23 protein-coding genes and 4 tRNA genes are annotated in these 20,150 nt (G+C 75.0%); 17 read left to right on the top strand and 10 right to left on the bottom strand.

Features of this window, described 5'->3' with window-relative positions; genetic code table 11:
* The first annotated feature begins 106 nt into the window (after positions 1–106).
* Both htpX and P9841_RS08685 read left to right on the top strand, forming a co-directional pair.
* Entirely contained in the window at positions 107–985 is an 879-nt protein-coding gene (htpX, locus tag P9841_RS08690) for a zinc metalloprotease HtpX (protein ID WP_283321625.1), read from the top strand.
* 56 nt (positions 986–1,041) lie between these two features.
* On the top strand, positions 1,042–1,749 hold the full coding sequence (locus tag P9841_RS08685) for an NYN domain-containing protein (protein ID WP_283321624.1): 708 nt from the start codon (positions 1,042–1,044) through the stop codon (positions 1,747–1,749).
* Positions 1,750–1,823: 74 nt separating this feature from the next.
* Here the strand turns inward: P9841_RS08685 and P9841_RS08680 are convergent, their stop codons facing one another.
* Positions 1,824–2,324, bottom strand: coding sequence for a YajQ family cyclic di-GMP-binding protein (locus P9841_RS08680; protein ID WP_222171233.1), 501 nt, complete (start codon positions 2,322–2,324; stop codon positions 1,824–1,826).
* A gap of 128 nt (positions 2,325–2,452) precedes the next feature.
* Here P9841_RS08680 and P9841_RS08675 point away from each other — a divergent pair.
* The 6 genes from P9841_RS08675 to P9841_RS08650 all read left to right on the top strand — a co-directional run bounded on the left by P9841_RS08675 (position 2,453) and on the right by P9841_RS08650 (position 4,035).
* Positions 2,453–2,534 (top strand) — tRNA-Tyr (locus P9841_RS08675).
* 167 nt (positions 2,535–2,701) lie between these two features.
* Positions 2,702–2,773 (top strand) — tRNA-Thr (locus P9841_RS08670).
* 49 nt (positions 2,774–2,822) lie between these two features.
* Positions 2,823–2,899 (top strand) — tRNA-Met (locus tag P9841_RS08665).
* A 75-nt stretch (positions 2,900–2,974) separates the two neighbouring features.
* On the top strand, positions 2,975–3,145 hold the full coding sequence (gene rpmG / locus P9841_RS08660; protein WP_146839572.1) for a 50S ribosomal protein L33: 171 nt from the start codon (positions 2,975–2,977) through the stop codon (positions 3,143–3,145).
* Positions 3,146–3,160: 15 nt separating this feature from the next.
* Positions 3,161–3,610, top strand: a complete 450-nt coding sequence (locus tag P9841_RS08655; RefSeq protein ID WP_283321623.1) for a MaoC family dehydratase N-terminal domain-containing protein — start codon at positions 3,161–3,163, stop codon at positions 3,608–3,610.
* Positions 3,610–4,035 (top strand): MaoC family dehydratase, encoded by a 426-nt coding sequence (locus P9841_RS08650; RefSeq protein WP_283321622.1) that lies wholly within the window; start codon positions 3,610–3,612, stop codon positions 4,033–4,035. The genes P9841_RS08655 and P9841_RS08650 overlap by 1 nt, the downstream gene beginning before the upstream one ends.
* Positions 4,036–4,041: 6 nt before the next feature.
* Here the strand turns inward: P9841_RS08650 and P9841_RS08645 are convergent, their stop codons facing one another.
* The gene (locus P9841_RS08645) at positions 4,042–5,145 is read right to left on the bottom strand and encodes a LacI family DNA-binding transcriptional regulator (protein WP_283321621.1); all 1,104 of its coding nucleotides are present in this window, start codon (positions 5,143–5,145) and stop codon (positions 4,042–4,044) included.
* A gap of 137 nt (positions 5,146–5,282) precedes the next feature.
* On the opposite strand from P9841_RS08645, the gene P9841_RS08640 reads away from it, so the two are divergent.
* The 3 genes from P9841_RS08640 to P9841_RS08630 all read left to right on the top strand — a co-directional run bounded on the left by P9841_RS08640 (position 5,283) and on the right by P9841_RS08630 (position 9,264).
* Positions 5,283–6,854, top strand: a complete 1,572-nt coding sequence (locus P9841_RS08640) for an MFS transporter (RefSeq protein WP_283321620.1) — start codon at positions 5,283–5,285, stop codon at positions 6,852–6,854.
* 83 nt (positions 6,855–6,937) lie between these two features.
* Entirely contained in the window at positions 6,938–8,173 is a 1,236-nt protein-coding gene (locus P9841_RS08635) for an MFS transporter (protein WP_283321619.1), read from the top strand.
* On the top strand, positions 8,170–9,264 hold the full coding sequence (locus P9841_RS08630; protein ID WP_283321618.1) for a UDP-N-acetylmuramate dehydrogenase: 1,095 nt from the start codon (positions 8,170–8,172) through the stop codon (positions 9,262–9,264). Before P9841_RS08635 ends, P9841_RS08630 begins: the two co-directional genes overlap by 4 nt.
* Before the next feature lie 107 nt (positions 9,265–9,371).
* On the opposite strand, the gene P9841_RS08625 is transcribed toward P9841_RS08630, so the two are convergent.
* The 6 genes from P9841_RS08625 to P9841_RS08600 form a co-directional block, all read right to left on the bottom strand.
* Positions 9,372–10,421: an adenosine deaminase gene (locus P9841_RS08625; RefSeq protein WP_283321617.1), complete on the bottom strand. Its 1,050-nt coding sequence runs from the start codon at positions 10,419–10,421 to the stop codon at positions 9,372–9,374.
* A gap of 97 nt (positions 10,422–10,518) precedes the next feature.
* Positions 10,519–11,148 carry a response regulator gene (locus tag P9841_RS08620; protein ID WP_283321616.1) on the bottom strand — a complete coding sequence of 210 codons (630 nt, stop codon included), beginning with the start codon at positions 11,146–11,148 and terminating at the stop codon, positions 10,519–10,521.
* On the bottom strand, positions 11,145–12,566 hold the full coding sequence (locus P9841_RS08615; RefSeq protein ID WP_283321615.1) for a sensor histidine kinase: 1,422 nt from the start codon (positions 12,564–12,566) through the stop codon (positions 11,145–11,147). The genes P9841_RS08620 and P9841_RS08615 overlap by 4 nt, the downstream gene beginning before the upstream one ends.
* Before the next feature lie 19 nt (positions 12,567–12,585).
* The gene (locus P9841_RS08610; protein WP_283321614.1) at positions 12,586–13,428 is read right to left on the bottom strand and encodes an ABC transporter permease; all 843 of its coding nucleotides are present in this window, start codon (positions 13,426–13,428) and stop codon (positions 12,586–12,588) included.
* Positions 13,425–14,327: an ABC transporter ATP-binding protein gene (locus P9841_RS08605; protein ID WP_283321613.1), complete on the bottom strand. Its 903-nt coding sequence runs from the start codon at positions 14,325–14,327 to the stop codon at positions 13,425–13,427. Before P9841_RS08605 ends, P9841_RS08610 begins: the two co-directional genes overlap by 4 nt.
* A gap of 83 nt (positions 14,328–14,410) precedes the next feature.
* Positions 14,411–15,658, bottom strand: a complete 1,248-nt coding sequence (locus P9841_RS08600) for a pyridoxal phosphate-dependent aminotransferase (protein ID WP_502848758.1) — start codon at positions 15,656–15,658, stop codon at positions 14,411–14,413.
* Between the two features lie 157 nt (positions 15,659–15,815).
* On the opposite strand from P9841_RS08600, the gene P9841_RS08595 reads away from it, so the two are divergent.
* The 5 genes from P9841_RS08595 (at position 15,816) to rplA (ending at position 18,494) form a co-directional block, all read left to right on the top strand.
* A tRNA-Trp gene (locus P9841_RS08595) sits at positions 15,816–15,888 on the top strand.
* Positions 15,889–15,983: 95 nt separating this feature from the next.
* Positions 15,984–16,268 carry a preprotein translocase subunit SecE gene (gene secE, locus P9841_RS08590; protein WP_222171244.1) on the top strand — a complete coding sequence of 95 codons (285 nt, stop codon included), beginning with the start codon at positions 15,984–15,986 and terminating at the stop codon, positions 16,266–16,268.
* Positions 16,269–16,339: 71 nt separating this feature from the next.
* Positions 16,340–17,149 carry a transcription termination/antitermination protein NusG gene (gene nusG / locus P9841_RS08585; protein WP_283321611.1) on the top strand — a complete coding sequence of 270 codons (810 nt, stop codon included), beginning with the start codon at positions 16,340–16,342 and terminating at the stop codon, positions 17,147–17,149.
* 88 nt (positions 17,150–17,237) lie between these two features.
* A complete protein-coding gene (rplK, locus tag P9841_RS08580) occupies positions 17,238–17,669 on the top strand; it encodes a 50S ribosomal protein L11 (RefSeq protein ID WP_222171246.1) in 432 nt (143 codons plus the stop codon).
* Between the two features lie 105 nt (positions 17,670–17,774).
* Entirely contained in the window at positions 17,775–18,494 is a 720-nt protein-coding gene (gene rplA / locus P9841_RS08575) for a 50S ribosomal protein L1 (RefSeq protein WP_283321610.1), read from the top strand.
* Positions 18,495–18,601: 107 nt separating this feature from the next.
* On the opposite strand, the gene P9841_RS08570 is transcribed toward rplA, so the two are convergent.
* Both P9841_RS08570 and P9841_RS08565 read right to left on the bottom strand, forming a co-directional pair.
* Positions 18,602–19,201: a hypothetical protein gene (locus P9841_RS08570; RefSeq protein WP_283321609.1), complete on the bottom strand. Its 600-nt coding sequence runs from the start codon at positions 19,199–19,201 to the stop codon at positions 18,602–18,604.
* Positions 19,198–19,617: a DUF4383 domain-containing protein gene (locus tag P9841_RS08565; protein WP_283321608.1), complete on the bottom strand. Its 420-nt coding sequence runs from the start codon at positions 19,615–19,617 to the stop codon at positions 19,198–19,200. Before P9841_RS08565 ends, P9841_RS08570 begins: the two co-directional genes overlap by 4 nt.
* 155 nt (positions 19,618–19,772) lie before the next feature.
* Between P9841_RS08565 and P9841_RS08560 the strand changes: the two genes are divergently transcribed.
* Positions 19,773–20,066, top strand: a complete 294-nt coding sequence (locus P9841_RS08560; RefSeq protein WP_283321607.1) for a thiamine-binding protein — start codon at positions 19,773–19,775, stop codon at positions 20,064–20,066.
* Positions 20,067–20,150 lie beyond the last annotated feature (84 nt).

The raw sequence follows: 20,150 nt of genomic DNA, 5'->3' as shown, positions 1-20,150 counted from the left end.
TCGACGACGTGCGGGGTCAGGGTAGGGGAACCAGCGCGCCCGCCGCGGCGTTGTCCTCCACGCGGGACGAGTCGACGGGACCGCGCGGAGCACCGAGAGGACGGACATGGGTCACCGGCACTACAACGGCCTGAAGACGGCGCTGCTGTTCGGCGTGCTCTGGGCGGTGCTGCTCGGCATCGGCACGTTCGTCGCGAACGGCCGGTACATCTTCCTGTTCGCGCTGTTCGGGGTCGCGATGACGGCCTACTCGTACTGGAACTCCGACAAGATCGCGATCCGTGCGATGCGCGCGCGCCCGGTGTCGGAGATCGAGCAGCCCGCGATGTACCGGATCGTGCGCGAGCTCTCCACCGCCGCGCGGCAGCCGATGCCGCGGCTGTACGTGTCGCCGACCGCCGCGCCGAACGCGTTCGCCACCGGCCGCAACCCCCGCAACGCCGCGGTCTGCTGCACGGACGGGATCCTGCAGATCCTCGACGAGCGGGAGCTGCGCGGCGTCCTCGGGCACGAGCTCATGCACGTCTACAACCGCGACATCCTCACGTCCTCGATCGCCGCCGCGGTCGCGGGCGTCATCACGTCGGTGGCGCAGTTCGCGCTGTTCTTCGGCGGTGGCAACGACCGCGACCGCGGGGGCAACCCCGTCGCGGCGCTGCTCATGGTGTTCCTCGCACCGCTGGCGGCGACGATGATCCAGCTCGCGATCAGCCGCACGCGCGAGTACGACGCGGACGAGGACGGCGCGGCGCTCACCGGTGACCCGCTCGCGCTGGCGTCGGCGCTGCGCAAGCTCGAGGCCGGCACGCAGGCGCGGCCCCTGCCCCAGGACCGTGAGCTCGTGGACGTGTCGCACCTGATGATCGCCAACCCGTTCAAGGGCGCGGGGATCGGGCGGATGTTCGCGACCCACCCGCCGATGGCCGACCGCATCGCGCGGCTCGAGCGCATGGCCGGCACCGGGGGCCCGGTCACGCGGTACTGACCGCCCGCCTGCGAACTCGAGCCCCGGGCCCGTGGCGTCCCCCTAGGGTCGTGAGGATGGCGCGACCGACAGCGATCCTCTACGTGGACGGGTTCAACCTCTACCGGCGCTGCCTGGAGCGGTACCCCGAGCTGAAGTGGGTCGACCTGCTCGCGCTCGCGCAGAACCTGATGCCGTACGCGGACGTCGTGGCCGTCCACTACTTCACCGCGCTGATCAGGCCGGGTACCTCGCTCGACCGGCAGAAGCCCCAGCGGCAGCAGGTCTACCTGCGTGCGATCGCCACCCAGGCCCCGCGGGTCCAGGTCCACCTCGGCAAGTTCCGGGTGGACCCGCGCGAGATGGTCCGGCACCCGCTCGTCCTCGACCCGGGCACGGGCGAGCCCGCGCGGGTCAGGGTCCGGAAGATCGAGGAGAAGGGGTCCGACGTCAACCTGGCAGGGCGGGTGATCTCGGACGCCCACCTGGGCCGCGCCGATCTCTACGTGCTGCTCACGAACGACTCGGACCAGGCGGGGACTCTGCGGATCGTGCGCGACGACGCAGGCGGGGTGACGGGGCTGGTGCTGCCGATGGAGACCGCCCGCGGGTCCAAGGAGCTCATGCACGCCGGGCCCGGGTTCGTCGGGTTCGTGACCCGGCCGCTGCTGGAGGCGTCGCAGCTGCCGGACGTGCTCCTTGACGAGGTCGGCTCGATCCGGCGGCCGGGCACCTGGTCCAGAACGTCCGAGGACCCCGGCACCAGTGGCGCCGGGGTCCTCTAACCGGTAGCCGAAGCATCCGGGGGTGTGTAGACGAGTCTACAGCAGGCGTCGTCGCGTCGTCGGCGCGCCCCGCGTCAGCGGTAGTTGATGAACTGCAGCGCCGCGTCGATGTCGTCCGCGCCCTTGAGCAGCGCGATCACGGACTGCAGGTCGTCGCGGCTCTTGGCGGAGACGCGGACCTCGTCGCCCTGGATCTGCGTCTTGACGCCCTTCGGGCCCTCGTCGCGGATGAGCTTGGTCACCTTCTTCGCGATCTCGGAGGACAGGCCCTCCTTGACCGACGCCTCGAGCCGGTACTCCTTGCCGGACGGCTTCGGGTCGCCGTCGCCGGTGTCGAGCGACTTCAGCGAGATGCCGCGCTTGATGAGCTTGGTCTGGAACACGTCCAGCACGGCGCGCACCCGCTCCTCGGAGTTGGCGACCATGAGGATCTTCTCGCCGCTCCAGGCGATCGAGGCGCCGACGCCCTTGAAGTCGTACCGCTGGGCGATCTCCTTGACCGCCTGGTTCAGCGCGTTGTCGACCTCCTGCCGGTCCACCTTGCTGACGACGTCGAACGACGACTCGCTCGCCATGACTTCCTCCTGCTGTGCGGTGCGGGTGCTGCGGGTGTGCTCCCCGAGGGCCGATTGCGGTCCGGGGCCGATCCGTTGCTATCCTTCCATCCGCACCACGGGGACGCAGTCGCCGTGCGCGCATCCCCGGCGGGTTACCCGAGTGGCCAAAGGGGGCTGACTGTAAATCAGCTGGCATCGCCTACGGGGGTTCGAATCCCTCACCCGCCACGCGATGGACGACAGGGCGTCCTCCTCACGGAGGGCGCCCTGTCGCGTGCCGCGGGTGTGACGGTGCCGGGCGGCGGCGTGGGGTGCCCGGTGATCGTGCGGGTCAGCCGGGTGCGGTCGGAGAGATTTCGCTCCGGCCCCGGCCACCGTGTAACCTAGCCCGCGCTGCCCCGATAGCTCAGTGGTAGAGCACTTCCTTGGTAAGGAAGAGGTCACGGGTTCGAATCCCGTTCGGGGCTCTGCGGTGTGCCGCAGGTCAGGACACTCGTCCTGGCCGGGTGCATCCGAGGCGGGGTAGCTCAGTTGGTGAGAGCGCACGACTCATAATCGTGAGGTCGCGGGTTCGAACCCCGCCCCCGCTACCAGTGTGGAGAACCGCGCGTCGGCCGGCGCGTGACGACGAGATCGCAAGCGCCCCGGGCGCGAGAGGTGGCAAGACCATGGCCAGCAAGAGCGCGGACGTCCGTCCGAAGATCACGCTCGCCTGCACGGAGTGCAAGGAGCGGAACTACATCACGAAGAAGAACCGTCGGAACGACCCCGACCGGCTCGAGATGAAGAAGTTCTGCCCGCGCGACGGCCGGCACACGCTGCACCGCGAGACCCGCTGACCTCAGCGCACCGTCGTGGCCGTCAACCCTGAGTACGCGGGACGCGAGTACCCGCCGAACGAGGCGTACGAGGTCGGCCGCGAGAAGCTCCGCGAGTTCGCGGAGGCGGTCGGGGCCACGCACCCCGCCCACACCGACGTCGACGCGGCGCGAGCACTCGGGTACCCCGACGTGATCGCGCCGCCGACGTTCGCCGTCGTGGTCGCGCAGCGCGCCGAGGCGCAGCTCATCGCCGACCCGGGTGCGGGCATCGACTTCACCCGGGTGGTGCACGCGGACGAGCGCTTCATCCACCACCGCCCGATCCACGCCGGCGACCGGCTGGTGACGGTGCTGCACGTGGACTCGGTCACGGAGCGTGCCGGGCTGTCGATGGTGACGACCCGCGCCGTGATCAGCGCCGCCGACGGCGAGCCGGTGGCGACCGTGACCTCGACGCTCGCCGTGCGGGGGGAGGACGCCTGATGGCCCTGCCCGTGCTCGAGGAGCTGACGGTCGGCCAGGAGGTCGGCCGGCGCGAGATCGCCGTCGACCGCTCCCGCCTGGTCCGGTACGCCGGTGCGTCCGGGGACTTCAACCCGATCCACTGGAACGAGCGGTTCGCGACCGAGGTCGGCCTGCCGGGCGTCATCGCGCACGGCATGTGGACGATGGGCGCCGCCGTCGGCGTCGTCTCCGACTGGCTCGGCGACCCGGGCGCCGTCGTCGACTACCAGACGCGGTTCAGCCGGCCCGTGCCCGTCCCGGACCCCGGTGCGGCGACCGTCGAGGTGGTCGCGACCGTCGGCGCCGTGGACGCGGACTCCCGCACCGCGCGCGTGGACCTGACCGTCTCGACCGGCGGCACGCGCGTGCTCGCCAAGGCGCAGGTGCTCGTCCGCCTGGGCTGACCCGCGTCAGTCCCGCGGGGCCGGCCCCGTCGTCGTGCCCACCCGCAGCTCGACGGGCAGCACGGCGTCGGCCGGGGTCCGTCCGGCGAGCAGCGCCTCGATGGCACGGCCGACCGCCGCGCCCTTCTCGGCGATCGGCTGCACCACCGTGGTGAGGACGTCGGGCGCGAGCCACGGCAGGTCGAGCCCGTCGAACCCGGCCACGGACACGTCCTCGGGGACGCGCAGCCCGAGCTCGCGGGCGCCGAGCACGACGCCGGACGCCAGCAGGTCGGACTGCGCGACGACGGCGGTCGGCCGGGTGGCGGCGGGGCCGGACAGCAGCGCGTGCGCGGCCGCGGTGCCGTGCTCGACGAGCGAGGCGGGCGTCTCGTAGACGACGGCGGGCGTCACGCCGGCGTCGGTGATGCCGTCGAGGCGCCGCCGTGACAGCGTCCACGTGATCTGCGCGATGCGGTCGGCGTCGGCCACGGCGGCGCGCCGCTCCGGGCCGAACGGGAGCGTCACCGCGGCGATGCGCCGGTGGCCCAGCCCGACGAGGTGCCGGGTCGCGTCGGCGATCCCCCCGCGGTCGTCGATGCCGACGGTCACGACGCCGGGCAGGTCCTGGCCCTCGACGACGACCGCCGGGATGCCGCGCCGGCGCAGGGCCTCGAGGGTGGGGTCGTCGAGCGTGCCGCCCCACAGCATGACGGCGACGTCCACCGCCGCCGTCTCGATCAGGGGGTCGACCGCGCGGGCGTCGGGGGCGGTGGGCCCGGGCACCAGCAGCACGCCGAGCCCGAGCGGCCCGATCGTGTCGACGAGCCCGTCGAGCAGCTGCACGGACACGGGGTCGCGGAACGAGCGGCGGAGCGTGTCGCCCACGACGACGCCCACGATGCCGGAGCGTCCGCTGCGCAGCTGCCGCCCGAGCGGGTTCGGCCCGGAGTAGCCGAGCCCGGCGGCGGCCTCGAGCACGCGGGTGCGCGTCGCGTCGGCGATGGGGCCGGCTCCGGAGAACGCCAGGGAGGCGGTGGAGACCGAGACGCCGGCGGCGGACGCCACGTCGGCCAGGGTCGGTCGCTGGGACACCGGTGCTTCTCCCGGGTCGGGGGCGGTGGCAGGCATCACGGTTGACGCCGCCGTCAGCGTACCCGCAGACTTGAGCTCTCCCTCGCATCGATTCGACCGCCGCTCGCGGCCCGGGATCGAATCGATTCGACCGAGTCGTTCCGCACCCCGCCCGTCCCCGACCAGGAGCTGCCGTGAGCCAGCCGCGCGCCCGCACCGGCCGCGTCTCCCTGCGACCCGCCAACCGCCGTCCCCGCCCGGGGTCGCCGTCCTCGGCGGGCCGCCGCCCGGGCGCCACCCGCCGCCCCGTCGCGCCCGTCGACCCCGACGTGCAGCGCGCGCGGGTGCTGCTGCTCGGGCTGTTCGGCCTCGTCGGCGTGATGTTCTCCGGGTGGCTGGCGCGGATCCCGTCCGTCCGGGACGCCCTCGGGATGAGCCCGGCGGAGCTCGGCGGCATCCTCATCGCCGGGTCGGTCGGGTCGCTGGTGACCGTGTCGGTGGCCGGCCTCCTCGTCACGCGGTACGGCGGCCGGCTGGTGCTGTACGTGTCCACGGCGGCGTTCGCCGCGGCCTACGTGCTCATCGGGCTGGGGCCGACCGTCGGCTCGGTGCCGGTGCTGACCGCCGGCATCTTCCTGTCCGGCGTCGCCTTCGCGCTCGGCAACGTGCCGCTGAACGTCGAGACGGCCGCCGTCGAGCGGCGCATGGGCCGCACGGTGCTCCCGCAGTTCCACGCGGCCTTCTCCATCGGCGCGGTGGTCGGCTCCGGGATCGGGGCGCTCTGCGCGGCGGCCGGCGTGCCGATCGTGGTCCAGCTCACCGCCACGGCGGTGGTCGGGACGGTGTGGCGCCTGCTGTCGATCCCCGGCGCGGTCATCGAGTCCCTGCCGCCCGACCGTGCCGCCGCGCGCGCCGCCCGGGAGGCGCTGCTCGCGGGCGCCGGACCGCGTGAGGCCGGGCTCGCCGGTCGCCTGCGCGCCGCCCGGGTCCGGCGGAGCGCCCGGCCCGGGTCGGCGCTCGGGGCGTGGCGGGAGCCGCGGACGCTGCTCGTCGGCGTCGTCATCATGTCCGCGGCGCTCTCGGAGGGCTCCGCGAACGACTGGCTCGCGCTGGCCGTCGTGGACGGGTTCGGGCAGGCCGAGGCCGTCGGCGCCGCGGTGTTCGGCGCGTTCGTCGGCGCGATGACCGCGGTCCGGTTGCTCGGCACCCGGCTCATCGACCGGTTCGGTCGCGTGCGCGTGCTGCGCGCGTCGGGTCTCGTCTCGCTGGCCGGGCTCCTGCTGTTCGGGTTCGCGCCGTCGCTGCCCCTCGCGGTGGCCGGCGTGCTGGCGTGGGGCTTCGGCGCGGCGCTGACCGTCCCCCTCGGCATCGCGGCGGCCTCCGACGACCCGCTGCGCGCGGCCGGCCGCGTCGCGGTGGTCTCGGCGTTCTCCTCGACCGCCTCGCTCGCGGCGCCCCCGCTGCTGGGGCTGGCGGCGGAGGTCGTCGGGCCGCGGCACGCGCTGCTGCTCATCACGGCGGCGATGGCGACGACGATCCTGCTCGCCCGCACCGTCCGGCGCCCGGACGGGCCGCCCGCCGCGACCCCGGTCGACCCGCCGGGCGCGAGCACGCCGGCCGCGGCGGCCCTGACCCCGGCGACCGCCGCGCCCGTCCCCGCGGCTCCGCACGAGCCGGCGCAGGAGCCCGCGGCCTGCGTCCCCTCCGGTAGCGTCCGACGGGACGCCACCCCGGAGCACCGGCCCGAGCCGGCCCGCCCCGCCTGACCGGCCGGTCCCGGCGCGCCGCACGCCGCGACCGGCCCGCCCCACCGCACCACCCACCCACGAGCCCGCGAGGTAGCACGGCGATGGCGCAGCACCCCCCGATCGACGCCCGGCGCGTGAACGCGGCCTCCGTCGCCGTGTTCACCGTGTTCGCGCTGTCCGGCTTCAACTTCTCGACCTGGGCCGCGCGGCTGCCCGCCGTGCGGGACGGGCTGGACCTCTCGGCGAACCAGATGGGCCTGCTGCTGCTCGTCGGCTCGTTCGGCTCGCTCGTCGCCCTGCCGCTGTCCGGCCTCGTCGTGACGCGGATCGGTGCGGCGCGCACCGTCCTCGTCTTCGCGCTGCTCAACGCCACGGGCCTGGCGACGGCGGCCGTCGGTGCCTCCGCCGGGGAGGTCGTCCTGGCCGGCGCGGGCCTGGTGGTCTACGGCGTCGGCACGGGGGTGTGGGACGCGGCGATGAACCTCGAGGGGGCCGTCGTCGAGCAGCGCCTGGGCCGGACCGTGATGCCGCGCTACCACGCGGGGTTCTCGGTCGGCACGGTCGCGGCCGCGGGGATCGCCGCGCTCGCCGCCCGCGCGGACGTCCCGGTGCACCTGCACGTGCTGGTCGCGGTCGCCCTGTCGTCGGTCGCGGTCGTCGTCGCCGTGCGCTCGTTCCTCCCCGCCGGGCACGACGCCGCGCCGGACGGCGAGGGCGCGCACGGCGCCGGGCGGACGTCGGTGTTCTCGGCCTGGCTCGAGCCGCGGACGCTGCTCATCGGGCTCGTTGTGCTCGCCGCGGCGCTCACCGAGGGCGCCGGCAACGACTGGCTGAGCCTCGCCGTGGTCGACGGGTTCGGGCGCTCGGACGAGATCGGCGCGCTGTCGTTCGGGGTGTTCGTGGCCGCGATGACGCTGATGCGGTTCCTCGGCACCGGCCTCCTCGACCGGTTCGGCCGGGTGGCCGTGCTGCGGCTGTGCGCGGCGCTCGGGCTGGTGGGCCTGCTCGTGTTCGGGCTGGTGCCGGACACCATGCTGTGGCTCGCGGTGCTCGGCGCGGTGCTGTGGGGCATGGGCGCGGCGCTCGGGTTCCCCGTCGGCATGAGCGCCGCGAGCGACGACCCGCTGCGGGCCGCCGCGCGCGTGAGCGTGGTCTCGACCATCGGCTACACGGCGTTCCTCGCGGGGCCGCCGCTGCTCGGGCTGCTCGCGGAGCACGTGGGTTACCGGCACGCGCTGCTCGCGGTCGCCGGCCCGATCGTCATCGGTCTGCTCGTCGTGAACGCCGCCGCCCCGGCACGGCGGGAGCCCACCGACCGGCCTACGCTCGTGCCGTGACCACCGTCCTGCAGCCCGCCACGTTCTCGGAGCTCACCACCCTCGGCGTGGGCGGGCCGGTGTCCCGGTTCGTCGAGACCACCTCCGAGGCCGACCTCATCGAGGCGGTGCGCACGGCCGACGCCGAGGGTGTCCCCGTGCTGGTGGTCGGGGGCGGCTCGAACCTGCTCGTGTCCGACGCGGGGTTCGACGGGCTCGTCGTGCGGGACGGCCGGCGGGACCTGACCACCCCCGACCACTCGGCGTGCGCGGGCGTCACCGTGTCCGTCGTCGCCGGCACCCCGTGGGACGACGTCGTCGCGCACGCCGCGTCGCACCGGCTCAAGGGCATCGAGGCGCTCTCCGGCATCCCGGGCTCCACCGGCGCGACGCCGGTGCAGAACGTCGGCGCGTACGGGCAGGAGGTGTCCCAGACCGTCGCGACCGTGCGCGTCTGGGACCGCTCGCGCGCCCGCGTGCGGACCCTGCCGCTGGTCGACCTGCAGTTCGGCTACCGCACGTCGCTGCTCAAGCGCTCCATGCGCGCGCTGCCCGACGCCGCCGACCCGGACGCCCCCTGGTACCCGACGCCCCGCTACGTGGTGCTCGACGTGACGTTCCAGCTCCGCGTCGCCGACCTCTCCGAGCCGATCGCGTACGGCGAGCTGGCCCGCGAGCTCGGCATCGCCGTCGGGGAGCGCGCGCCGCTGCCGGACGTCCGCGAGGCGGTGCTCGCGCTCCGCGGGCGCAAGGGCATGGTGCTCGACCCGGCCGACCCCGACACGCGGTCCGCGGGCTCGTTCTTCACCAACCCCGTGCTCACGGCCGAGGACGCCGCCGACCTGCCCGAGGACGCGCCGCGCTACCCGGCCGGCGACGGCCTGGTGAAGACCAGCGCCGCCTGGCTCATCGAGCAGTCCGGCTTCGCGAAGGGCTACGGCCTGCCCGGCCCGGCCGCGCTGTCCACCAAGCACACGCTCGCGGTGACGAACCGCGGCGGGGCCAACGCCGGGGACGTGCTCGCGCTGGCGCGGACCGTGCGGGACGGCGTGGCGCAGCGGTTCGGCATCGTGCTGGAGCCCGAGCCGGTGGTGGTGGGCACCGACCTCTGAGGGCGCCCCGGCGTTCACCCGGGCCCTTCGGATCCGTTCGCACCGACGCGCCCGGCGAGCCTGCCCGTTCGGATCCGAACGCCCAGCCAGGGGGCGGCGCGGCAGGCTCAGCCGCGAACAGCCCCCGCCCCCGGCCCCGGCTCCGCCGCCAGCCACGCGTCCACGCCCGCGAGCAGCCGGGTCTTCGTGCCGTCCGACGCCCGGCTGGCCCGGACCGACGCCCGCGCCAGGTCGGCGAGCTCGGCGTCGGAGAACCCGTGCACCTCCCGCGCCGTCCGGTACTGCTCGACCAGGCGCGACCCGAACAGCAGCGGGTCGTCCGCCCCGAGCGCCACCGTCGCCCCGGCGGACACCAGCTCCCGCAGCGGGACGTGCGCCGGCTCGCGGTAGACGCCGAGGGAGACGTTCGACGCGGGGCACACCTCCAGCGCGATGCCGCGGTCGACGATGCGGCGCAGCAGCGCGCCATCCTCGGCGGAGCGCACGCCGTGCCCCAGGCGGTCCGGCGCCAGCGCCTCGAGGACGTCCTCGACGTGCGGGGGGCCGAGCAGCTCGCCGCCGTGCGGCACGGAGGCCAGGCCCGCCCGGCGCGCGATCGAGAACGCGGGCGCGAACTCGGACGTGTCGCCGCGCCGCTCGTCGTTGCTCAGCCCGAACCCGACGACCTCGCCCGGCCCGTCCCCGGCGTACCGGGCGGCGAGCCGCGCGAGCGTCCGCGCGTCCAGGGGGTGCCGCATCCGCGACGCCGCGACGACGACCCCGACCTCCAGGCCGAGGTCCCGCGAGGCGAGGCGGGCCTCGTCCAGCACGATCTCCAGCGCCGGGGTGATGCCGCCGACCGGGGGCGCGTACGACGTGGGGTCGACCTGGATCTCCAGGCGGCCGGAGCCCTCTGCGGCGTCGTCCGCGGCGGCCTCGCGCACGATGCGCCGCAGGTCGTCCTCGCCGCGCACGCAGGCGCGCGCCGCGTCGTACAGGCGCTGGAACCGGAACCACCCGCGCTCGTCCGCGGGCACCCGCAGCCCCTCGCCGTCCAGCAGCGTGGCCGGGAGCCGGACCCCGCGGTGGGCGGCGAGGTCGGCGAGGGTGGCGACCCGCATGGACCCGGTGAAGTGCAGGTGCAGGTGGGCCTTGGGCAGGAGGGCCAGGTCTCGCACCCGGCGAGTCTGCCCGATGCGCGCGGCGGTCACGACCGCGACCCGCCCGGACCGCGCCGTGACCCGCCCGGACCCCGGCGCGCCCGGCGCGTCCGGCTCACGGCGCCGGCAGCAGCCCCCGCTGCATCGCGACCGTGACCGCCGCCGTGCGGTCGTCGACGCCGAGCTTGCCGAACGCGCGCAGCAGGTGCGTCTTCACGGTGGCCTCCGCGATGAACAGCTCGCGTCCGATGGCGGCGTTCGACAGGCCTTGCGCCACCCGGCCCAGCACCTCGAGCTCGCGGGCCGTCAGCCGGTCGGACTCGCCGCGCACCTGCTGCACGAGCCGCGACGCGACGGACGGCGACAGCGCCGACTCCCCGCGGGCGGCGGCGCGCACCCCGGCGACGAGCTGCTCCCGCGGGGTGTCCTTGAGCAGGTAGCCGGTCGCCCCCGCCTCGACCGCGCGCAGGATGTCGGCGTCGGTCTCGTACGTCGTCAGCACCAGGACCCGGACGCCGGGCAGCTCCGCGACGATGCGGGCGGTCGCGGCCGCGCCGTCCAGCACCGGCATCCGCAGGTCCATGAGCACGAGGTCGGGCCGCAGCTCGCCCGCCGCCCGCACCGCCGCGGCGCCGTCCGCGACCTCGCCGACCACCTCGATGTCCGGCTCCACGGCCAGCAGCCCGGCCAGTCCCGAGCGCACCACCGGGTGGTCGTCGGCCAGCAGCACCCGCACCGTCGTCACGTCGTCCCGTCCTCGTCCGTCGGTCCCGTCCCGTCGTGGTGCGGTGTCCCCGCCCGCGTCCCGCCCGTGGGTGCCCCCGCCGCCAGCGGCAGCGCGAGCCGTACCCGCGTGCCGTGCCCCGGCTCGCCGGCGACGTCGAGCGTGCCGCCGCCGGAGGTCACCCGGTCCCGCATGCCACGCAGCCCGACGCCCTCCGCCGTGCCCGGGGCCAGCCCGCGACCGTCGTCGAGCACCTCGAGCGTCACGGAGCCGTCGCCACCCGCGAGGCGCAGCAGCACGCGGCGGGCCCCGGCGTGCCGGCGGACGTTCGCGAGCGCCTCCTGAGCGGCGCGCAGCAGCACGACCTCCGTGTCCCGCCCGGCCGGCCCGACGTCCGCCAGCGTGACGTCCACCCGCACGCCCGTCTCGGCGCGGAACCGCTCCGCCAGCCGCTCCAGCGCCTCGCCGAGCGTGGCGTCCGCCAGCGCGGCGGGCCCGAAGGCGGCCACCAGCGCCCGCGCCTCCGCGAGGTTGTCCCGCGCGACCTGCTCGATCTGCGCGAGGCGGTCCGCGGCCTGCGGCTGCTGGCCGACCTCGAGCTGCGCCTGCGCCGTCTGCGCGAGCATGACGACGCTCGTGAAGCCCTGCGCCAGCGTGTCGTGGATCTCCTGCGCGACGCGCTCCCGCTCGGCGAGCACCCCAGCGGCGTGGTGGCTGGCGGCCAGCTCCGCCTGCGCGGCCTCGAGCTGCTCGATGAGGGCCGCCCGCTCCTCCGACTGCTCGGCGACCCGGGTGATCCACAGCCCGAGCGCGAGCGAGAAGATGAGCCCGATCGCCATCTGGCCGGTCAGCGACAGCAGGTCCCGGCCGGTCGCGCGCTCGGCGACGGCCATCGCCGCGCTCGTGGCGACCGTGAGGACGACGGACGCGAGCACGCCCTCGCGCAGGCTGCCCGAGAAGAACCAGACCTGCGAGAACCCGATGAACAGCAGGATCGACCCGATCGGGTTGACCCCGCTCGCCAGCGCGACGACCGCGATGAGCACCACCACGTAGACGCGCGTGAGCCGGGCGTCCCCCCGCAGCGCGCCACGCCGGCCGAGCAGCAGGTAGGCCGCCAGCAGCACCGCCAGCCCGCCGATGGCCGCCGCGGTGCCGGGCCGCGGGGGCAGCGTGCCGTCGACGGCCAGCATCGAGACGGCGCTGATCGCCAGCAGGGCGTAGAACGCGGCGTCCCAGCCGGCGAGCGCCCGCCGCCAGAACTCGTGCCGCTCGGCCGACCCGGCGCCGGCGGGCAGCCGCGTGCGGACGGCGCGGGCCCGCCCCGCCGACGCCCCGGCGCCCGGCCCGCGACCCGTGTCGTCGTCCAGGAACCACCCGGGCGCGCCGCCGGTGACCGGGGGCACGCCCCCGGCCGCCGGCTCCTGCGGGCTGCTCACCGGCCCAGTGTGGCGCAGGTCAGCCGTCGTCACGCCGACGCCACCGGAACGTGCGGGCGCCCACCACGAGGCCGACCACGAGCCACGCGACCAGCACCGCGGCGATCGCCCCGTGCTGCCACTCGCCGGAGGGCTCGAGGGCGCGTGCGCTGTCCGGCAGGAACACCGAGCGCATGCCCTGCGCCATCCACTTGAGCGGGAACACCGACGCCAGGTTCTGCATCCACGACGGCAGGTCGTAGAACGTGAAGAACACCCCGGAGATGAACTGCAGCACCAGCACGACGGGCGTCACGACGGCGCTCGCGGACCGGCCCGAGCGGGGGATCGACGAGAACCCCACGCCGCACACCGCGCCGGAGGCGGCCCCCAGCAGGAACACCCACGCGAACGTGGCCCACAGGGCGGAGGTGCCCGGCATGTCGACGTCGAACAGCAGCGCCGCGACGGCGAGCAGCAGGCCCACCTGCACCACCGACGTGACCAGCACCTGGCCGACCTTGCCGAGGAAGTACGCCGCGGGCGGCAGCGGGGTGCCGCCGAGCCGCTTGAGCCCGGCCTCGTCGCGCTCCACGGGGATCGAGACCGCCAGCGACTGGAACGACGAGAGCAGGACGCCGGTGGCGATCATCCCCGGCAGGAAGTACTGGGCGAAGGGCACGCCGTCCGCGACCTCCGCCCCGTCCTGCCCGAACACCGTCGCGAAGATCGCCAGCATGATGATCGGGTACGCGAAGATGAAGATCACCGCGTCCCGCTCGCGGAAGAACCCGCGGACCTCGTAGCGGGCGCGCTCGTACCCGAGCTGCAGCGTGCCGGGCAGCCGCGGGGCGGCCGGCCGGTCCAGGGTGGGCGCGCTCATCGCAGGACCTCCGTCGGGGTGGGGGCGGCCGCGGCCGCCGGGGTGGTGGACGCGTCGTCGGCGATGAGGCCCAGGTAGACGTCCTCGAGCGTGGGGCGCGTGACCTGGAGCCCCGGGACCTCGCCGCCCAGGCGGTGGGCCAGCGCGGTGACCAGCCCGGTCGGCGAGCCGGTCCGCTCCTCGCGGGGCACGCCGCCCTCGACCCACCGGACGACGGCCTCGCGCGCGGAGCGCCCGCCCAGCTCCGCCGGGGTGTCGACCGCGACGACCCGCCCCGCGCGGACGACCGCCACCCGGTCGGCCAGGTGCTCGGCCTCCTCCAGGTAGTGCGTGGTGAGGACGATGGTGGTGCCGCCGTCCCGCAGGCCGGCGATGAGGTCCCAGAACGCGTGCCGCGCCTCGGGGTCGAACCCGGTGGTGGGCTCGTCGAGGAACAGCAGCTCGGGCCGGCCGACGATCCCCAGGGCGACGTCGAGCCGGCGCCGCTGCCCGCCCGAGAGCTGGCGGCTGCGGGTGCGGACCTTCTCGCGCAGGCCGACCGCGTCGATGACCTCCTCGGGGTCCCGCGGGTCGGGGTAGTACCGGGCGAAGTGGTGCACCAGCTCGCCGACCGTGGCCTCCGCCAGGTCGTTCGTCGGCTGGAGCACGATCCCGATGCGCGCGCGCCACTCCCGGCCGGCGGTCTGCGGGTCGGCGCCGAGCACGCGCACGTCGCCGGCGTCGCGGTGCCGGTAGCCCTCGAGGATCTCGACGGTGGTGGTCTTGCCGGCGCCGTTCGGCCCGAGCACCGCGACGATCTCGCCGCGGGCGACGGTGAGGTCCAGCCCGTCGACGGCCCGCTTGTCGCCGTACCGCTTCTGCAGCCCGGTCACCCGGACCGCGAGGTCGTCTGTCGTCATGCCGCCAGCGTCCCGCGCCGGCGCACGCCGCCGCGACGACCGGCGGACGGGACCCGGCGTCCACCGACCGGTGGACGCCGGCGTCAGCCCTCGGCGAGCAGCGCCTGGATGCGGCCGACGCCCTCGGCCAGGTCCGCGTCCCCGAGCGCGTACGACAGGCGCAGGTACCCGCTGGGCCCGAACGCCTCGCCGGGCACGACGGCGACCTCGGCCTGGTCGAGCAGCAGCGCGGCGAGCTCCGCCGAGGTCGTGGGCGTCACGCCGCGGAACGTCCGCCCGAGCAGCCCCTGCACGTCCGGGTACGCGTAGAACGCGCCCTGCGGCGCCGGGATCCGCACGCCGTCGATCTCGCCGAGCATCGCGACCATCGTGCGGCGGCGCCGGTCGAACGCCTCCCGCATCGCCGCGACCGCCGACAGGTCCCCGGTGAGCGCGGCGACGGCGGCCCGCTGGGACACGTTCGCCACGTTCGACGTCAGGTGGGACTGCAGGTTCGTCGCGGCCTTCACGACGTCCGAGGGGCCGACCAGCCACCCCACGCGCCAGCCCGTCATCGCGTAGGTCTTCGCGACGCCGTTGAGCACCACGGTGGTGTCGGCGAGCTCCGGCACGACGCGCAGCACCGGCGTGGCGACCGCGCCGTCGTACGTGAGGTGCTCGTAGATCTCGTCGGTGACGACCCAGATGCCGTGCTCGAGCGCCCAGCGGCCGATCTCGGCGGTCTCCTCCGGCGTGTACACCGCACCGGTGGGGTTGGACGGCGAGCAGAACAGCAGCACCTTCGTGCGCGGGGTGCGCGCGGCCTCGAGCTGCTCGACGGTGACCCGGTAGCCCTGCTCGACCCCGGCGAACACCTCGACGGGGACGCCGCCGGCCAGCTGCACCGCCTCGGGGTACGTCGTCCAGTACGGGGCGGGCAGCAGCACCTCGTCGCCCGGGTCGAGCAGCGTCGCGAACGCCTCGTAGACCGCCTGCTTGCCGCCGTTGGTCACCAGGACGTCGGCCGGCGAGATCTCGTAGCCGGAGTCGCGCAGCGTCTTGGCCGCGATCGCCTCCTTGAGCACGGGCAGCCCGCCCGCGGGCGAGTACCGGTGGTTGGCGGCGTCGCGCGCGGCGGCGACGGCGGCCTCGACGATGTAGTCCGGCGTCGGGAAGTCGGGCTCGCCGGCGCCGAAGCCGATGACGGGCCGGCCGGCGGCCTTGAGCGCCTTGGCCTTCGCGTCCACGGCGAGCGTGGCGGACTCGGCGATGCCGCCGACGCGCGCGGAGACGCGGCGGGGCGAGGGGGCGGACGGGGCGGGCTGGTCGGCGTGCGCGCTCACGGGTCCCATCCTCGCAGACCTGCGGCGGAGCGGGTCGAGCGGCCCGACGGGGCGCGGTTCGACCCCGGGCCGACCGTCGCGTACAGTTGTCCCTCGGTGGTTGACGCCCGCCATGATGAGCCGTGCCCACGGGGGCGGTGCCGTCGTGGCGGAGGGACGCCGCCGTAGGGCAGTGGCGCAATTGGTAGCGCACCGGTCTCCAAAACCGGCGGTTGTGAGTTCGAGTCTCGCCTGCCCTGCGTTTGTGGTCACGGACCGCCGACCCCAGCGGGCCGGTGGACGACAAGAGGCGACCGGCGACGGCCGGCGTCGCGAGACGTAGGGGAACGAACAGGTGAGCGACTCGGCACCCGTGGCGGCGTCCGGCGCGGGCGAGCCCGCCGAGCGGACCGGTGCCGGCAAGCCCGCCCGTCCGGAGAAGCGCCGGGGCCTGTTCGCCCGGATCGCGCTGTTCGTCCGCCAGGTCGTCGCGGAGCTCAAGAAGGTCGTCCGCCCCACCCGGTCCGAGCTCGTCACGTACACGACCGTCGTGCTGGTGTTCGTCGCGGTGGTCATGGCGTTCGTGACGGTCGTCGACCTGGGCATCGGCCAGGCCACGCGCTGGATCTTCGGGGGCTGAGCCTCCGCGGCGCCCCGCCCGGGCGCTCGACACCTCAGCACCATCGTCCGCAGCAGAAAGCAGGTTCGCACGTGTCGCAGGAATCGCAGCAGCCCGGTCCGGGTGCCGCCGAGTCCGAGCTCGACGACGCCCTCGCGTCGGTCGAGGCGGTCGAGGCCCCCGCGGCGGGCTCGGACGAGCCAGCCGACGTGAGCGACGAGGCCGGGGACGAGCCCGAGACCGCCGGGACGGAGGACGACGAGCCCGTCGCGGACGAGCCCGTCGACGACGAGCCCGACGTCGACGAGGACCCGGTCGCGGCCTTCAAGGCGCAGCTCCGCTCGCAGCCCGGCGACTGGTACGTCATCCACTCGTACGCGGGGTACGAGAACCGGGTGAAGACCAACCTCGAGAACCGCACGCAGAGCCTCAACATGGAGGACTTCATCTACCAGGTGGAGGTCCCCATGGAGGAGGTCGTGGAGATCAAGAACGCGCAGCGCAAGGTCGTGCGCCGCGTCCGGATCCCCGGCTACGTCCTCGTCCGCATGGACCTCACCGACGAGTCGTGGGGCGCCGTGCGGCACACCCCCGGCGTCACGGGCTTCGTGGGCCACACCCACCAGCCGGTGCCGCTGACGCTCGACGAGGTGTTCTCCATGCTGGCGCCGACGATCGAGGCGAAGGCCCCGGCCGCCGCCCCGCAGCAGAAGGCCGCCGCCGCGATCGAGGTCGACTTCTCCGTCGGCGAGTCGGTCACCGTCACCGACGGCCCGTTCGACACGCTGCCGGCCACGATCTCCGAGATCAGCCCCGAGAACCAGAAGCTCAAGGTCCTCGTGTCCATCTTCGGCCGGGAGACCCCGGTCGAGCTGTCGTTCAGCCAGGTCGCCAAGATCTGACCGCCGCCCGGCCCCGCCGGGAGCACGACGGCACTGCAACCGGGTCATCGCCCACGGCGTCGGCCCACGAGAGAAGAAAGGGTGGCTCATGCCCCCGAAGAAGAAGGTCACCGGCCTCATCAAGCTCCAGATCAACGCCGGTGCGGCCACCCCCGCGCCGCCGATCGGCCCCGCGCTCGGTCAGCACGGCGTGAACATCATGGAGTTCTGCAAGGCGTACAACGCGGCGACCGAGTCGCAGCGCGGCAACGTCATCCCCGTCGAGATCACGGTGTACGAGGACCGCTCGTTCACCTTCATCACGAAGACGCCGCCGGCCGCCGAGCTCATCAAGAAGGCCGCCGGTGTCGCGAAGGGCTCGCCCACGCCGCACACCGTCAAGGTCGCGACGCTGACCGCGGACCAGGTCCGCGAGATCGCCCAGACCAAGCTCGAGGACCTCAACGCCAACGACCTGGCCGCCGCCGAGAAGATCATCGCCGGCACCGCCCGCTCCATGGGCATCAAGGTCGAGGGCTGACCCTCACGCACCACCCGCCCGCCCCGGGACGTCCGGGGCGGGCACCCCAGTGGCAGGGCCCTGTGCGGCCCGACGACCACGACTGCTGACAAGGAGACAGAGCAGATGGCGAAGCACAGCAAGGCGTACCGCGCCGCGGCCGAGAAGATCGAGCCGGGCACCCTCTACGCCCCCCTCCAGGCGATCCGCCTGGCCCAGGAGACGTCGACCACGTCGTACGACGCCACCGTCGAGGTCGCGATGCGCCTCGGTGTCGACCCCCGCAAGGCGGACCAGATGGTGCGCGGCACCGTCAACCTGCCGCACGGCACCGGCAAGACGGCCCGCGTCATCGTCTTCGCGAACGGCGAGCGTGCCGAGCAGGCCCGCGCCGCCGGTGCGGACGAGGTCGGCGGCGACGAGCTGATCGAGAAGGTCGCGGCCGGGTACACCGACTTCGACTCCGCGGTCGCGACCCCGGACCTCATGGGCAAGGTCGGCCGCCTCGGCAAGGTGCTCGGTCCGCGTGGCCTCATGCCGAACCCGAAGACCGGCACCGTGACCATGGACGTCGCGAAGGCCGTCGCCGACATCAAGGGCGGCAAGATCGAGTTCCGCGTCGACAAGCACGCGAACCTGCACTTCATCATCGGCAAGACGTCCTTCTCGGACACCGCGCTGGTGGAGAACTACGCCGCGGCGCTGGAGGAGATCCTGCGTCTGAAGCCGTCCGCGTCGAAGGGCCGCTACATCACCAAGGCGACCGTCTCGACCACGAACGGCCCCGGGATCCTGCTCGACCAGAACAAGACCCGGAACCTCACCTCGGAGGACGACGCGGCCTGACGCCCGTCCCCACCGCGACCGCAGGCCCGGTTCCCCGCTGAGGGGAGCCGGGCCTGCGGCGTCGGGCGGTCCGTGCGGCGCGAGCGAGCGGCGCCGGGCCGGGCGGCTCAGTGGTGCGGCTGCTCGGCAGGCAGGCTGTGACCGTCGTGCGGGCCCTGCTGCCCGTGCCGGCCGTGCGGGACGGCGTGCTCGCCGGCCTCGGTGGCCGCGAGCCCCGGGATGGTGACGAGGGCGACCAGCACCGAGCCGGTCGCGAGGGCGGCGAGCTGCCCGAGCGGTCCCGGGCGGCGCTCGGGTCGGCGCGGCGCGGAGGCCACGCGCTCGGCGAGACCGAGCAGCACCGCGCCGGCCAGCGCCAGGACGAGGGCGGCGCCCTCCGCGAGCGTCGGGGCGCGGCCCGTGGCGGGGGCGCTCAGCAGCACCAGGGGCCCCGCGGCGAGCAGGGCGCCGAGCGCCGCGCGGGGCGCCGGGGCCGGCCCGCGGAGCGCCGCGAGCGACCACCCCAGCGCCGCGAGGCCGAGCCCGGTCAGCGCGACCCCGACCGGGAGGTGGTGCGCCAGGTGGCCGGCGCCCGTGCCGCAGGCGACCAGGCCGAGGCCCAGGGCCGCGGTCGCCGCCCACGCCCGCGCGGTGAGCGCCAGGGCGCCCTCCGCGCGGGCGGGCGCTCCGCCGGCCGCCCGGGGCGCGGCCGGCCGGCGGGCGGTCACGCCGCGCGGCGGGCCGTGGTCCCCGCCTCGGCGGTGCGGTCCGCGCCGAGCCCCACGCCCAGCAGCAGGACGGCGCTGGCGAAGTGGAGCACGTTGTCGGCGCCGTTCAGCGCCAGGATGTTCGCGGACGACCCGACGAGGAACAGCCCGAGCAGGCCCACGAGCAGGTAGACGCCGCCCACCGTGGTGTTGGCGGTCCTCGCGGCGCGCGTGGAGGCCGCCGCGGCGCCCAGCAGGACGGCGCCGATGCCGAGGTGCACGATGTTGTGCAGGGGGTTCACCTCGAACAGGATCAGCGTCCCGCCCTCGGTGCCGGCGAACGCCGCCCCGGAGCTGACGAAGAAGCCCGCGATGCCGACGAGCAGGTAGACCGCGCCGAAGATGCCGCCGACGAGGCGGTTGGCCGACTGGCTCATGTGATCTGTCTCCTCCCGGGGTTGCGTCCCCGCTGACGGTGCGCGCAGGTCCGCACGCACCCGTGGTTCGGAGCGGACGCGGCGGCGGATGGGTGGTGCGGTGCAGCCGTCCGGGGGGTGGACGCGGGCCGGGGTCCTGCACCAGGGTGGGAGGCATGCTCGTGGCGTTCTCCGTCTCCCCGCTCGGCTCCGGCGAGTCCGTGACCGAGGCCGTCGCCGACGCCGTGCGCGTGGTGCGCGAGTCCGGGCTCCCGAACCGCACGGACGCGATGTTCACGACGGTCGAGGGCGAGTGGGACGAGTGCATGGACGTCGTGCGCCGCGCCACGGAGGCGGTCGGTCGGCACGGCGGGCGGGTGAGCCTGGTGCTGAAGGCCGACATCCGGCCCGGCCGCACCGGCGAGCTGACGGGCAAGGTCGAGCGGCTGGAGGAACGTCTTCGGTCGTGACGGGGCGGGCGGTGCGCCGAGGTGCCGCCGGCCCGCGTGGACATGTCGTGCAGATGGGTGGTTCCCGGGCCGGGTGACGCCCGG

The sequence above is a fragment of the Cellulomonas sp. ES6 genome, from assembly GCF_030053835.1.
Taxonomy (GTDB): domain Bacteria; phylum Actinomycetota; class Actinomycetes; order Actinomycetales; family Cellulomonadaceae; genus Cellulomonas.
This window is presented reverse-complemented; position numbering and strand designations above follow the sequence as displayed.